Origin of the sequence: Aminivibrio pyruvatiphilus (genome assembly GCF_004366815.1) — a bacterium.
GTDB classification, from domain to species: Bacteria; Synergistota; Synergistia; order Synergistales; family Aminobacteriaceae; genus Aminivibrio; species Aminivibrio pyruvatiphilus.
This window is the reverse complement of record NZ_SORI01000006.1, coordinates 80,396-93,881: the sequence shown is the minus strand read 5'-3', so window position 1 is coordinate 93,881 and position 13,486 is coordinate 80,396. Positions and strand designations below refer to the sequence as shown.

13 protein-coding genes are annotated in these 13,486 nt (G+C 58.5%); 7 read left to right on the top strand and 6 right to left on the bottom strand.

Features of this window, described 5'->3' with window-relative positions:
• Positions 1-6 precede the first annotated feature (6 nt).
• The 5 genes from C8D99_RS06315 to C8D99_RS06295 form a co-directional block, all read right to left on the bottom strand.
• Complete coding sequence (locus C8D99_RS06315; protein ID WP_166670047.1) at positions 7-549, bottom strand: flavodoxin family protein; 543 nt, start codon at positions 547-549, stop codon at positions 7-9.
• Positions 550-673: 124 nt separating this feature from the next.
• Positions 674-1,534: a PAS domain S-box protein gene (locus C8D99_RS06310; protein WP_133957280.1), complete on the bottom strand. Its 861-nt coding sequence runs from the start codon at positions 1,532-1,534 to the stop codon at positions 674-676.
• Between the two features lie 33 nt (positions 1,535-1,567).
• Positions 1,568-3,085 carry a DUF342 domain-containing protein gene (locus C8D99_RS06305; protein WP_133957279.1) on the bottom strand — a complete coding sequence of 506 codons (1,518 nt, stop codon included), beginning with the start codon at positions 3,083-3,085 and terminating at the stop codon, positions 1,568-1,570.
• A 20-nt stretch (positions 3,086-3,105) separates the two neighbouring features.
• Positions 3,106-4,728 (bottom strand): PAS domain-containing protein, encoded by a 1,623-nt coding sequence (locus tag C8D99_RS06300; RefSeq protein ID WP_166670046.1) that lies wholly within the window; start codon positions 4,726-4,728, stop codon positions 3,106-3,108.
• A gap of 31 nt (positions 4,729-4,759) precedes the next feature.
• A complete protein-coding gene (locus tag C8D99_RS06295; RefSeq protein ID WP_166670045.1) occupies positions 4,760-6,283 on the bottom strand; it encodes a DUF342 domain-containing protein in 1,524 nt (507 codons plus the stop codon).
• A 328-nt stretch (positions 6,284-6,611) separates the two neighbouring features.
• On the opposite strand from C8D99_RS06295, the gene C8D99_RS06290 reads away from it, so the two are divergent.
• The 3 genes from C8D99_RS06290 to C8D99_RS06280 all read left to right on the top strand — a co-directional run bounded on the left by C8D99_RS06290 (position 6,612) and on the right by C8D99_RS06280 (position 9,549).
• Positions 6,612-7,634 (top strand): DctP family TRAP transporter solute-binding subunit, encoded by a 1,023-nt coding sequence (locus C8D99_RS06290; RefSeq protein WP_133957360.1) that lies wholly within the window; start codon positions 6,612-6,614, stop codon positions 7,632-7,634.
• Positions 7,635-7,738: 104 nt separating this feature from the next.
• Entirely contained in the window at positions 7,739-8,272 is a 534-nt protein-coding gene (locus C8D99_RS06285; RefSeq protein ID WP_133957276.1) for a TRAP transporter small permease, read from the top strand.
• Positions 8,269-9,549 (top strand): TRAP transporter large permease, encoded by a 1,281-nt coding sequence (locus C8D99_RS06280; protein WP_133957275.1) that lies wholly within the window; start codon positions 8,269-8,271, stop codon positions 9,547-9,549. The genes C8D99_RS06285 and C8D99_RS06280 overlap by 4 nt, the downstream gene beginning before the upstream one ends.
• Positions 9,550-9,598: 49 nt before the next feature.
• Here the strand turns inward: C8D99_RS06280 and C8D99_RS06275 are convergent, their stop codons facing one another.
• On the bottom strand, positions 9,599-10,342 hold the full coding sequence (locus C8D99_RS06275; RefSeq protein ID WP_133957274.1) for an SH3 domain-containing protein: 744 nt from the start codon (positions 10,340-10,342) through the stop codon (positions 9,599-9,601).
• A gap of 238 nt (positions 10,343-10,580) precedes the next feature.
• On the opposite strand from C8D99_RS06275, the gene C8D99_RS06270 reads away from it, so the two are divergent.
• From C8D99_RS06270 to C8D99_RS06255, 4 genes are all read left to right on the top strand, one after another.
• Complete coding sequence (locus tag C8D99_RS06270; protein ID WP_133957273.1) at positions 10,581-11,039, top strand: hypothetical protein; 459 nt, start codon at positions 10,581-10,583, stop codon at positions 11,037-11,039.
• Positions 11,040-11,076: 37 nt separating this feature from the next.
• Positions 11,077-11,976, top strand: coding sequence for an OmpH family outer membrane protein (locus C8D99_RS06265; RefSeq protein WP_133957272.1), 900 nt, complete (start codon positions 11,077-11,079; stop codon positions 11,974-11,976).
• Positions 11,977-12,062: 86 nt separating this feature from the next.
• Positions 12,063-12,890, top strand: coding sequence for an alpha/beta fold hydrolase (locus tag C8D99_RS06260; RefSeq protein ID WP_166670044.1), 828 nt, complete (start codon positions 12,063-12,065; stop codon positions 12,888-12,890).
• Positions 12,887-13,465 (top strand): PIN domain-containing protein, encoded by a 579-nt coding sequence (locus C8D99_RS06255; protein ID WP_133957271.1) that lies wholly within the window; start codon positions 12,887-12,889, stop codon positions 13,463-13,465. Before C8D99_RS06260 ends, C8D99_RS06255 begins: the two co-directional genes overlap by 4 nt.
• Positions 13,466-13,486: the final 21 nt, after the last annotated feature.

Below are 13,486 nucleotides of genomic sequence, written 5' to 3'. Positions count from 1 at the left end.
CCTGCCTCAGATACCGGCGCCCATCCGGAACGCCTTTTCGAGGATGGACGTGTTTTCCTGGACGGGGAGGGATCCTGAGCATACGCCGAGGCTGCCGCGGAACTCCATGCCGAGAAAGTCGCAGACGTCCCGGAAGGTCCGCTCCACGATATCGGGGCCTGAGTTGGGGTCTTCTCCTCCGTAGGTGGTCAGGAAGTACATTTTCTTTCCGCTGAAGAGGGCGTAGTCGAGAGCGTAGAGCCTGTCCTGGAAGAGTTTTGTCTGGGCGGGCATAGACCACCAGTAGACGGGGAAGGCATGGACGATGACGTCCGCCTCGAGCACCGCCGGGTACAGGCCGGCCATGTCGTCAGTGAGGACGCATCTGCCCGTTCCCTTCCCGTCTTTCTTGCAGCCGTCGCAGCCGGTACAGGGCAGGATTTTCTTCTCCTGGAGGCGGACGGTGCGCACCGTGTGTCCTTCCGAAGCCGCCCCCTCCAGAAAGGAGGCGAGGAGCCTGGCGGTGTTGCCGTCTTTTCTTGGGCTTCCGAGCAAAGCGAGGCAGTTCATTATATTTATCCTCCCTACAAACGAGTTTTTGAAGCCTGACACACCATGGACAATAAACTGAGACGCCGTATGGGTACAGAGAAGCATCCCGGACGTCTTCCTGTGCACTGAACGGTGTTTCCCGTTATGCACTCCGGTTGCCGGCCACGGGACGTCCTGCGGCGATAATGCCGCTTTGGCCCTCCTCCTCGCTCTTCCAGAGGCTGCATGTCCACGCGATCGTGCGGGTTCCGCCCCGGACGGCCACGTCTGTCTTCAGTTCCCCCGGAGAGTCTTCAGTGGAATAGGCCATCTTCTTCATCTCTTCCAGCACGGATTCGCGGCCGTCCTGTTCGGGAAAGAGCTTTTCAAGGATGGGGCAGGCCGGAGACAGGGCCTCCTCGGAGCAATACCCGCTCAGCCTCTCGGCCGTCCTGTTCCAGAAGAGCATGTTCCGGCGGTCGTCGAAGACCATCAGCCAGAAGTTGACGTTATCCATTATTCCGCCCAGGAAGCTATGGTCGAGCTGATGTTCTCTCTCCGCCAGGACCGAGCGGGTCGCGTCCGTAAAGAGCAGGGCGAACCTCCCCCACTCGGGCGAGAAAGCCCACATGTCGAAAAATCTGCCGACCTCCGGGTAATATGCTTTGAACTGTATCTTTCTCCCAGTCTCGGCGACGCGGACGAAAATGTCGAAATAGGGAATTGTCTCCCCGAACAGGTCGCTCCCTTTTTTTCCCACATACTCTTCCTGTGGAATGCCTGAAACTGCTTCAAAGGCTGGATTGACCTTCTCGCAGAGGTAATCGGCGGCTTTTCCTGTGTCGTCGTAAAGAAGACGGTGTACGGCAACCGCCTGCTCCATGTTCCATAAAAGCGCCTTGCACAGCGACTGTTCATTTTCTTCCGAAAAATACTTGTCCGGCGTTTCCTCCTCTTCCGCCTTCCGGATGATCTCGCTCAGATCCTCCATCGTTTCCCGAAGGCTGTCTTCCCCGTTGCTCAAGATATCAGCCCCTTTCAGGCGAATCCCTTCCCCTCAGAACCCGCCTTTTTGTACGGTACCGGTCTTCCGGTCGAAAGAATAGGTCCCGGAGGATTCAGTCAAAGATACGGTCACCTGGGACTCCCATATCTTTACCGTCACGTTCGCGTGAATCCTGTCCCGTATTTTGATCACCGGCGACCCTTTTCTTTCAGCCAGCATCGACCGTCTCTCGTCTTGGATTCTCATCGCGAGCTCCGCCTTTTTTGATTCCACCTTCTTGTGGCACTCCGCCAAAAGGAGGAGCTTCCCCCTTATTTCTTCTGATAGTTTTTGGGGATCAAATGCGCCGGTTGCAGGTCTGAGGGAGAGCATTGCCATTTCTATCTTCTTCATCATTTTTTCAAGTTCGTTCAGTTTCGACTCCAGTTCCCCGATTGTCCTGCTCCTGATGGCATCTCTCCCGGCTTCCAGAAGGGTTTTCGGCTCCATGGCGGAACCGGCGGAAAGCGCCTTGATCATGGTTCCCGCCGTGGTGACGCCGCCGATGATTCCCCTCCTGTTCTTCCCCTGCACCAGGACGGACTGTCTCGCCTCCAGTGCGGCGAAGAGTGTGTACCCTAAAATTTCGATGTTTTCGCCTGCGATCAGAAGGCCGTATTCCACGAACCCGGCCCTTATATCCTCTCCCGCCCTGATTTCGCAGTGTTCGCCCACAATCCCGCCCTCGACGATGCAGTTTCCGGCCGCCTCGACGAAGGCATTGAAGACGGAACCCGAAACGGCCGCGTCCCTGCCCGCTTTCACCGAAAAGCCTGCGGTCACGGAACCTCTTACGATGACGGTGCCAATGAAATCGATGTCCCCCGACAGCATGTTGACATCGCCCTCCACCACAAGTACGGGAAGAACATCGAGCTCGCCGCTGCGGTACACGGGCTGACCCAGGTCCCGGGCGGTGAGGACTTCCGTCACGCCGTTCTCCTCGGAGACGATGACCCCTTCGCCGTACCTCACCCGGAAGGGTGCCGGGCGGGGCGGCGGAACTGAAGTGCCGTAGATGTCAAGACCCGCTGCGCCTTCCCGGGGAGGGTGGATTCGGGCTATTGCCGTACCTGCATGGACTGTGGGTATGGTCCAGAGTTTTTTCCAGTCTACGGACCGTTCGTCGTTTTCGTCGATCAGCCTGGTCTTTTCAAAGGGTACGAGAAATTCAACGGTTCCCTCCACGGGGTTCCGGGGAGGGGTGCCGGACGCCACGAGGGCATTCTCTCCCGTCGTTTCGATTCCCTCGTTGCATCGTTCCACGATCTGGCGTACCTTTTCCCGGTCCAGGTGCAGAATTCCCGTTTCCTCGATGGCGTCGATGATCTTCACGGCGTCCAGGGGAGCTCCCCGCCCGACGGAAGGGTAGGTTTCCAGCCATGCCGACATATGATCTTCCGAGATCCGGAGTTTCCAAGACCCATCCCTGTCCTCCACCGGCAGCACTCCGGAATCCTTCACGGCGGAGAGAAAATGGTCGACTTCTCTCACCAGCTTCTCAAGGTTCGCCATGCGCAGTTCGTCCATGGCCCACCGCCTTTCACCTTTTACTGAACGTTCCTCATCAGGCAGAATACCTTGTCGACGCTTCCGTCGTCCCTGCAGGTCGCGTTCAGGGCGAACTCCATCGATATGTCGCCGTTGGCGGCGGGAAGGGAGATTTTTCCGGTAGTCCCTTTTCCTGTGGAGAAAACCTGTTCCAGGTGTTCAGTGAACAGGCCTGCCCGGTCTTCGGGAACGCCGAGCTGCCTCCAGGAAAGGCCGGTCATCTCCTCCGGCGTCCGATGGAAGAGGGCGGCCCCCCGCTCTCCGGCGAAACGCAGTTTTCCTTCCCGGTCGAAAACGTACAGGTAATTGGGCGAGCTTTCCAGAATGCCCGCGAGGGTTTTCGCCACCAGGGAACTGTCGAAAGAGAGCAAACGGAGCTGTTCTTCGAGGCGCTGCTTTTCGGTTATGTCGTGAACGATGGAGAAGATGCAGTGGGTTCCGCGGAATGGGATGGGGGACGCAAATACCTCCACCGTACGGATTTCACCGTTTTTCAGGCGGTGAGGAAAGACGAACCGGCCTTCCTGTCCCGTCTTCGCCTTTTCCAGGTTGATGCTCAGCTCCTCGGGGGGCTGCATGTTGAACAGGGTGTTTTTCTTGCCGACCATCTCTTCCCTGGAATAGCCGTAGAAGGCGAGGGCGGCGTCGTTGCAGTCGGTGACGGTCCATGTCTCCGGATCGACGATGAACATGGGGACCCAGGTTTCGCGGAAGGCGGCGGCATACCGGCGCTCGCTTTCCCGAAGCTCTCCCTCCAGCCGGCGGATCTCCGTGACGTCCCGCCCCAGGAGCAGAAGGCCTTCCGTGCCCGTGTCCTTAAAGTGCCAGAGGCGGACTGTCCACTCCAGGTACAGGTCCGTTCCGTCCGCCGTCCGAATTCCGGTTTCAATCCGGACCTCGGGAACGCTGCCCTTCCGGCAGGCTTCCACTTTTTCGAGGATGAATTTTCGGTACCGGCTGTCGGGGAGCAGTCTGTCCCAGAAAGAAAGCCTCCCCGAGAGGGCTTCGTCGGCAGAAATCCCGGACAATCTCTCCGCCGTGGCGTTCCAGAAGACGATCCCTCCCCCTCCGTCCAGCAGGGTAATCCATACATCAACGCTTTCGAAGACGCTCTCGGTAAAACGCTGGTTCTCCCGGCGCTCCCGCTCTCCGGATGCCTGCTTGGAGGCATCGGAACACACCATGCAGATCGTGTCGCCCCCGGGAGAAAACACGAGGATGTCAAACACTCTGCCGAATTTTTCGAGGTAGAAAAGGTACGACGCGGTCTCTCCCTCCCTGAGGACCCGGTCCAGAGTGCCAAGACCGCGGAGGGCCTTCCCGTCGACGAAAAAGTCCCTGCCCGTCCTCCCCTCGGCGTTCTGCCGGGTGACACCGAAGAGGGAACAGAAGGCGGGGTTGACCTTTTCCAGGATGAAGTCTTCGGGACCCCCCTCCGGATCGTACATCATCCGGCAGATCGCCACACCGCTCGACGTGGAGTAGTGGCGAACCTCATTTAATACCAAGCCTTCCTCGGGCACCCTTTTTCCGTCCTCGGAAGAGTCCCCGTCCGCATGCAGTTCCGCCGCGGAGGCAATTGCCTCAATTTCCTTGAGCAGATCGTTATTCCACTTTTCCATCGCTCCATACCTCCTTCGGGACATTTCGCCCTCAGAAAACGCCTCTCGCTATCTGTCCCCGGTCCCTGTCCATAGTGAAAGAAACGTGGGATTCCTGCTGTTTGATCACCAGGTTCTGCCCCCAGATTTTCAGGGTGACGTTGGGGTAAATTCTGTCCCGGATGCGGACGCGGGGCAGAACCCGGTGTTCGCCCAGGGAGGCCCGTTTTTCATTGTCGATCCTGGCGCCCAGCTCTGCGGCGGAAGCCTTCATTCTGCCGTGGTAGTGCACAAGGAGGGCGAGTTTGCCTTTCTCTTCCTCCGTAAGGACATTGAGGTCGAGGGAAGGTCCGTTCCTCTTGATGGAGAGAATGGCTTTCTCAATCTTTTTCTGCATGTCCAGAAAAACCTCCTGTTTCCGTTCGAGTTCCTGGATTACCCGGAGGCGGAACGGGTCGCGCCCCACTTCGAGAACGGTGGGCGACTCCATGGGGGAGCCGGCGGAGATGGCCTCGATGGAGTTGCCGGCGGTACAGCTTCCGCTGACGATGCCCCTGCGGTTTCTCCCCTGGACGTAGACAGACTCCCCCGCTTCGAGCGTGGCGGAAAGAGCGTAACCGAAGACCTCCAGCTTGCGGGAAGCGCTGACGGCGGCGTGTTCGACCACGCCGATACGGATGTCCTCCCCTGCGGAGATGAAAGCCCGTTCTCCCGTAATGCCGCCCCTGACGACACAGCTGCCTTCTGCCTGAATGCGGGCGTTGTATACCCATCCCTGCACGGTCACCTCCCTCTCCGCCCTGACGGAAAAGCCCTCCAGCACTGAGCCTGTCACCAGGACGGAGCCGGAAAAGTCGATATTGCCGGTCGTGATGTCCACGTCGCCGTTGATTATCAGCAGGGGAAGCACATCCAGCATATTGTCCCGGAAAACGGGCTGCCCCACGATCCGTGCCGAGACGATCTCCACGGTCCCGTCCCCGCTTTCCGCCACGGTGACGCCGTCGCCGTAGCGGATGCGGTTGACTGTATGGGAGACGGCGGTGATCGGGTTGCCGAAGACGTCGATTCCGTCGGTTCCTTCTTTCGGGGGATGGATGCGGGCGATGACGTCTCCTTCATGTACCGACGGGGTTATCCAGAGGTTTTTCCAGTCGATGGGGGTGTCGTCATCCTCCGCTCGCTGCGCTCTTTCCATGAGGACAAGGAACTCTATTTCTCCCGGAACGGGGGCCTGCGGGGGAATGCCCCGGGCGACGAGCGAATCCTCCCCTGAGGCCGGATAGCCTTCCCCGCACAGGGTCGACAGGGCCATCACCCTGTCCTGGTCCACATTCCGCACCCCCATGGCTGCCAGTTTTCCGCAGATTTTTGCCGCATCGGGAGGGGCCCCGTCTCCCGTGGAGGGGTACATGTCAAGATAGACCGCAAGACGGTCGTCCGAAACACGTATCTCCCAGGACGCGTCCCGGTCCTCGGGAGCCGGAGGCAAATGTTCCGAAACGTCCTCCCCGGAGAGGAGTTTCTCTATTTCCCTGGTCAGTTTGTCAATGTTGGCCATTCGCATGTCGCTCATAGGAAAAACCTCCTGGAATGATCCGTTGAGCCTCTGCAGAACACTCAAAAAAACAGCGAAGCGCGGTTCTGCAGTTTGAGTATCGACGTTTCCTCCGCAAGGGAATAGTGCCGTCATGGAACCTGTCTCTCTTGTGCCGTTCCGGTGAAATATCCTGCGAAGCCTGTCCCCGACTGAAAAATATTCTCTATGCCGCCTGACAATATCTTTTTTTAGTCTACAGCGAATTCGGGCAGATTGCCACTTGCAGAACTCGAACTTTAGTTTATAATGCTATGGCAAATTTACCAAGATTTAAAAGAAAGGTTGGAGAGAGAGAATGAAAAAAATGATGAAAGTGTTGTGCGCCCTTGTTCTGGTAGTGTCCCTTGCAGGAGCCGCCGCTGCGGCGAACGTGACGCTGAAGCTGGCCAACGCCGGCCCGGCGGACCCGGAGGACCGGACGGTCATCGCTGTCGAGCTGTTCCGGAACCACGTGCAGAACAAGACCGGCGGGTCGGTGAAGATCGAGGTGTTCCACGCTTCCCAGCTCGGCAGCGAAAAGGAGATCCTCGAGGGACTGAAGATGGGGACCATCGAGCTCGGGACCATCACCACGGGGCCCGTTCCCACCCTGTTCAAACCCATCATGGTGTTCGACATCCCCTATCTGTTCCCGAACCAGGTCGTGGCGTGGGAAGTTCTTGACGGACCCTTCGGAAGGAAACTCATGGAGGAAATGCGGAAGGTCACCGGCATCCGGACCCTCGCCATCAGCGAAAACGGCTACCGGCACTTTGTCACCAGCGAGAAGCAGATCAAGTCCGTGGCGGACATGAAGGGCCTGAAGATCAGGACCATGGAGAACCCCGCCCACATGAAGATGGTGGAGGCCCTCGGCGCTTCTCCCACCCCCGTGGCCTTCGGCGAGCTGTACATGGCCCTCCAGCAGGGTGTGGTGGACGGCTGCGAGCTTCCCATGACCCTGACCAACAACGGCAAGTACTACGAGGTGCAGAAGCACACCATCCTTGACGGCCACCTGTACAACCCCCTGATTATGTTCGTCAACGACAAGGTGTGGGAAAAGCTGTCCGAGGACCAGAAGGCGGCCCTGTACGAGGGAGCCCAGCTCTTCAACATCGCCCAGAGGGCCATTTCCGAGCGGCAGGTCCAGTCGGGCATTCTCAACGTGACGGAAAAGGGAATGACCGTCTATGTCCCCACGGCTGCCCAGCTCAACGAATTCCGCTCCGTCTCCCAGCCTCCCGTGCTCGACTACGTGAAGTCCCAGGCGGGCGAGCAGTGGGTGAAGGAAGCCCTGGAAGCGGTGGCGGCGGCAGAGGCCAAGATGGCGGAGATGCTGAAGTAAATTTCCGAAAAGGAACCGTGCTTTTTGAAAGAACAGCACTGATTGCCGGGGGAAGGGCGGGCAGCCGCCCTGTCCCCCTTTCGCTCTGAAGGAGAGGTGGAGAAGTGAAAGTACTTCAAAGGATTCTCGCAGTTTTTGACCGTGCCGCTTTCGTCCTCGTGGCCGCTCTCATGGGGGGCATGGGAATCATAGCCTTTCTGGCGGTCTTTTACAGGTTTGTGCTCAACGACCCCATCCGGTGGTCTGAGGAAGCCGCGAGGTACATGATGGTCTGGGTGACGTTTCTCGGTGCCGGGTACGCCATGGGGAAGGGAAGGCATATCGGAGTGACCCTGTTCATGGACCGGCTGCCGCAAGGACTGAGGCGGAAAGTCACCTTCGCCGCGGAGCTTGCCGTAATGGTGTTTCTCGCGGCAGTTACCGTCCAGGGCGTGAACCTCATGATAAGCCTCTGGAGCCAGACGTCTCCCGCCATGGACTTTCCCATGTGGATACCCTACCTGGCCATTCCCGTCGGCTCGGTGTACATGTTCCTGCACCTGCTTTTTCTCGTCCTGAGCCGGTCCTCACGGTCCCTCTCCACGGCGGACCTGGAGCTTGAAGCGGCGCTGAAGGGAAAGGAAGGTGCCGGGCAATGACGGTCCTCATGACGGGAGTATTTCTTCTCTGCTTCATCATCGGCATCCCCCTTGCCCTGGTCCTCGGCATGACCGGCATGGCGGTGATTTTCGCCATGGGTGTGCCGATGCAGCTCGTGGCGCAGAGGATGTTTGCTGGAATCGATTCTTTCCCTCTCATGGCGGTCCCCTTTTTCATTCTCGCGGGGGATCTCATGAACCGGGGAGGCACCACGGCACGGATCATCGCCTTTGCCGACAGTCTCGTGGGGCACATCAGGGGCGGCCTTGCCCACGCCAATATCCTGGCGTCCATGATTTTCGCCGGCATCAGCGGCTCCGCAGTGGCGGACACGTCTGCCATAGGATCGATCATGATCCCCTCCATGGAAAAGAACGGCTACGACGTCGACTTCAGCGCCGCGGTCACCGCGACGTCGTCGGTGATCGGCCCCATCATTCCCCCGAGCATCATCATGGTCATCTACGGCGTTTCGGTGAATGTCTCGGTGGGAGGGCTGTTTGCGGCAGGCTTCATCCCCGGGATTCTCATGGGCATCGCCCTCATGATAGTGGTCTACCGCGTTTCGAAAAAACGGAACTACCCTAAGTCGGAAGGGTTTTCTTCCAAACGGGTCGCCCATGAGTTCAGGTCTTCCATCTGGGCGCTGATGGCTCCCATCATCATCCTGGGAGGGATTCTCGGAGGGGTGTTCACACCTACCGAAGCTGCGGCTGTGGCGGTCATTTACGCCTTTTTCGTCGGCAAGTTCGTGTTCAGGGAAATAACGTGGAGGGATCTGCCCCACATTCTGTTCCAGAGCGGCATCACCACCGGCGCGGTGTTGCTGATTATCTCCATGGCCAACGTGTTCGCCTGGGTTATCGCGGCGAACCAGATTCCGGTGAAACTTTCGTCGATGTTTCTTTCGGCCACGTCGAACCCCTACGTATTCCTTCTCATCGTGAACATCCTGCTCCTCATCGTGGGGATGTTCATGGAAACAGGCGCGGCCATCATTCTCCTCGCCCCGATCCTTGCCCCTATAGCGGTGAAGCTGGGAATCCACCCCCTGCATTTCGGCTTCATGATGGTGCTGAACCTGGCCATCGGAATGGCCACTCCGCCGGTGGGGGTCTGCCTCTTCGTGAGCTGCGGCATCACGGGGCTGAGCCTGGAAAGAGTGTCCGCGGCATCCATGCGGTTTGTGGCAGCCCTGCTCGGGGTGCTTCTCCTCGTAACCTACGTCGCCCCCATTTCTCTTTTCCTGCCGAGAATGCTGGGATTTATCCGGTGAAAAACGAAGGCCCCGGCAAGAATGCCGGGGCCTTCGTCATGTTGCTTTCCTAGTAAGGATCCCGTTCGAGAATCAGCCGGTCGACACGGCCGTCCATGTCGAAGCGGATGTGGATCCGGCTCATGCCCGAGTGGTAGGTCCATACCCGGTTCCGCACCCCGTGAGGCGGCCCGAGCAGTTTCTCAACTGCGTCAGCGTCCGCTCCGAAGGCGACCTCACCGAAGCCGTCGATTCTTCCCGTGAAGTCAGCCGACACGAGAAAGGCGCCGTCCTTCATACTCCAGAACACCAGGGTTCCTTCGGGGTAGACCATTTCCGTCTCGGTGACATCCTCCGGCCTGTCTTCAGGGCGGAAGGACCGGCTTTTTGTTGTGTCCGGCTTTCCCAGGCGAGAAACGGCCATGACAGGTGTGACGCCGAGATCCCGGCGGATTCGGGTGAAGAGACGCCACAGGGAATCGTCCAGCCCCTCGAACCTGAGGAAATCCCCCCGGATCCATCCTTCCCCGGCTTTTGCGGAAAGAATCAGGAACCATGTTTTTCCGTCCTCTCCCCGGGCCGCGTCTACTGCCGCCAGTTCTTCAGAATCCTGGCCGTCCAGCTTTCCCAGGCTTTTAAATGCCGTGGACGGGCCGGACCTTACGTTCACTCCCGTACCCGAGACGAAGGCCGGGGCGGGGCGCACCCGGAGTTCCTCCCCCGAAGGAAGCGACGCTCCGGCCGGAGCACCGGCGAAAAGCACCGATCCTGCCCACAGAATGCAGAGAAGAATCCATCCTTTTTTCCCGTTCACCGGAGAACCCCCTTCCCTTGAGCTTCAACGGACCGGATGATATTATAACATTGAGTTAATTGTAATTTGTCACGTCAATTGCCGTCATCATGCCGGTTCACTTCGAAACAGGCCGGGCAGGGATAAGCCGTCATCGGCGGAAACTGCGGCGGATGCCGCAGCGGAAAAGTGTCTCAGGATGCTGTTCCCGAAGACGGCACAAGCAGGAAGAAAATACTTCGGGAGAGGAGGGAAGCGGATGAATCGTTGCAGAATCGCTGCATCAGTGCTGGTTTTTCTTTTTTCCGCATTCTGTTTTCCGGCGGAGAGCGTGATGCCGCCGGAAGTGTACTCCCGGATGTCGGAGCAGTCGAAGATCAGGGCGACGGCGGTGGTGGAAGAGGTAAAGACGCTGGAGACCGACAGGCAGAGTACATGGAAAAGTGTCGTTTTCAGACTGCGGCACCCGATGTCGGAGGGGGTGCCGGAACTGTTTTCGGGTACCTGCTACTCCGTGGACCATTCGTGGCAGCAGCCCCCGGCGGGCGGAACCATATATTTCTACCCCGAAAAGGGCGATCTTGTCTACGTGACAGTCGCCGCGGACGGCGGTTCCATAACAAGCTACACGTATCTGAATGACGTGATGGAGAGTCTCTTTATAGACAATGCCGATAAGATACGGTATGGAATGGGGAACGCCTGGCTGGATCTTTGAGAGACGGTTGTGCTCACCCCCCGGAAAGGAGAGCGATATGAAAAAAACGAACATCCCCAGAACGTCTTTGTTTGTCCTGCTTTCTGCACTGTGTGTCCTTTGTGCCGCCGTTCAGCCCTCATCCGCGGACTATTCCACCTCCGGCACCGTCGGGGGACCCTATCCCTACACCTACACGATAAAATGCAATCCCGGCGACAGCTTTTCGGTCAGCGTGGGGTCGGACTACCCTACATCGGTGGACATTCTCTTCATGACCCCGGCGGGAAACGAGTGGGCACAGAACTCCGTGGCTGGAAGCGACCAGAGAACATCCCACGAGCTGAGCTACACCGCACCCTCCGGAAAACCTGCCAATAACGCGGCCTACCATCACTACAAGGTCAGCATCCTCGCGTCGACGAACAACCTGACCCGCTTCTCGCTGAAAATCATCCAGCGGGGGAACAACAAAAATCTTGACAGGGAGTACGTCGAACGGGCCAAAAAACAGCTGCAGGCCCTTGGAAAAGCTATATCGAACGAACGGAACCGCCTGGGCGGCACAATGAAGCAGCAGGCGGACAGGATAAAGGGTCTGGACGAACAGCAGAAGAGCAGGAAAGCCCGGCTCGACGCCGAACGGGCGGAGCTGGACAGGATGGCGGACGCGATCCGGAACGAGCAGAACAAGGCGGTGCGCTCGTCCATGCTCCAGACGTTCAAGTTCAGGCAGGCCGATTACAACGCGAAGGTGGAGGCTTTCAACCGGGAGAACGAAAACCGGAAGGCTCTCTACAACGAATATAAGGGAATACGGGAGCAGCGGGATGCACTGGACAGCCTGGGCAAGGCCATCAACGAGGCCTGGCAGCAGAAAGACGTTGACCGCTGCGTCCTCATCGCCAACGGGAGCAGGCTGGCCCAATCCCTCGGCTGGAGGACCATGAAGCGGTAGCCGGAAACACGTACCGGCACATTCGCCCTTTTTTCGGGCAGGCAACGGTGTTAAGATGTTTCTATCCTGCCGAAAGGGGTTGTGGAATGGCTACGCTGATCCTGGCTTCCATGCTGATGCTGAGCGACGTGGAGCTGTATTATGAGGTGCACGGAGGAGACGGGCCTCCCTTGTTGCTTGTCGCCGGCCTGGCGTCGGACGTTTCGAGCTGGCAGACGGTTCTGCCCGCCCTGTCGGAGCATTTTCGGGTGATCGTCGTGGACAACCGGGGAATCGGCCGTTCCGTTCCGGAGGACGCGCCGGTTTCTGTGGATCTCATGGCGGACGACTGCGCCGCCCTGATCGACTATCTCGGGTACGGCCCCGTCCACGTGCTGGGCCATTCCATGGGAGGCTTCACCGCCCTCAGCCTTGCCGCCCGGTACCCCGACAGGGTGAAAAAGCTGGTCCTCGCTGCCACGGGTGAAAAAAGTTCCTCCAGGAATACCCTGCTCTTTTCCGATCTGGCCGACCTGTACGAGAGGGAGGAAGATCCGGCCGGCTTTTTCCGGACCGTCTTCTACTGGATTTTTTCCCCCGCCTTTTTCGAGGACAAGGACACGGTGAAAGGCGCCGTGGAGTTTGCCCTCTCCTATCCCTTCCCCCAGGCTCCAGTCTCGTTCCGGAACCAGGTGAACGCCATCGCCGCCTTCGACGGCCGGAACCTTGCCGTCTCCGTCAGTGCTCCGACGCTGGTCCTTTCCGCCGCGGAAGATCTGCTGTTTGCCTCTTCCGCCGGGCGGGAACTGGCAGAAAAGCTTCCCCGGGGGAAGTACCTGTCCGTTGAGGGAGCAGCCCATTCCATTCATGCGGAAAAACCGAAGGAATTCGCCGAAGCGGTGGTTTCCTTTCTGAAAGAGGGAGAGAATCCATGAAGAAGTATATTTACATCGACTACGAGAATCTGCCGGGAGTCCAGGTGGAGAATATCGAGGACGCGAAGGTTCTCATCTTCCTCGGCGAGAACCAGAAGAAAATACCCACGGAGACCATCAGGAAGACCCAGCCCATGGGCGACCGGGTGGAGTGGGTGACCATCAGCGGCGTGGGGCGGAACGCCCTGGATTTTCATATCGCCTATTACCTTGCGAAGAACCATACCGATCCGTCGTCCTGCCACTACATCGTCTCCATGGACGCGGGATACGACCCGCTGATCAAGCACGTGGCCCTCTTCGGCCAGAAGGTGAAGCGCATCATCACCCTGGAGGACATCAAGGAGAAGCCCACCCTCAGCAAGGACCTGGCGCCGAAATACGCCAAGGTACTGGAAATACTGAAGAAACAGGACAAGACCCGCCGCCCCAAGTCACGGAAGACCCTTTCATCAAGCATCGACACTCTCTTCCAGGGGCAGGCCACGAAGGAGGACATAGAACTCATAGTGGAGCATCTCTTCCGGGAGCGGTTCATCGAGGAGAAGAACAAGCGCATCGCCTATCTCGACTGAAAGAATGGGGCAGACGGAGCA

What these genes read in the sequence shown, in the direction of transcription:
- C8D99_RS06315 (WP_166670047.1), bottom strand. Translation starts at nt 549, where the DNA reads ATGAACTGCCTCGCTTTGCTCGGAAGCCCAAGAAAAGACGGCAACACC.
- C8D99_RS06305 (WP_133957279.1), bottom strand. Translation starts at nt 3,085, where the DNA reads ATGGACGAACTGCGCATGGCGAACCTTGAGAAGCTGGTGAGAGAAGTC.
- C8D99_RS06300 (WP_166670046.1), bottom strand. Translation starts at nt 4,728, where the DNA reads ATGGAAAAGTGGAATAACGATCTGCTCAAGGAAATTGAGGCAATTGCC.
- C8D99_RS06295 (WP_166670045.1), bottom strand. Translation starts at nt 6,283, where the DNA reads ATGAGCGACATGCGAATGGCCAACATTGACAAACTGACCAGGGAAATA.
- C8D99_RS06290 (WP_133957360.1), top strand. Translation starts at nt 6,612, where the DNA reads ATGATGAAAGTGTTGTGCGCCCTTGTTCTGGTAGTGTCCCTTGCAGGA.
- C8D99_RS06280 (WP_133957275.1), top strand. Translation starts at nt 8,269, where the DNA reads ATGACGGTCCTCATGACGGGAGTATTTCTTCTCTGCTTCATCATCGGC.
- C8D99_RS06270 (WP_133957273.1), top strand. Translation starts at nt 10,581, where the DNA reads ATGAATCGTTGCAGAATCGCTGCATCAGTGCTGGTTTTTCTTTTTTCC.
- C8D99_RS06265 (WP_133957272.1), top strand. Translation starts at nt 11,077, where the DNA reads ATGAAAAAAACGAACATCCCCAGAACGTCTTTGTTTGTCCTGCTTTCT.
- C8D99_RS06260 (WP_166670044.1), top strand. Translation starts at nt 12,063, where the DNA reads ATGGCTACGCTGATCCTGGCTTCCATGCTGATGCTGAGCGACGTGGAG.
- C8D99_RS06255 (WP_133957271.1), top strand. Translation starts at nt 12,887, where the DNA reads ATGAAGAAGTATATTTACATCGACTACGAGAATCTGCCGGGAGTCCAG.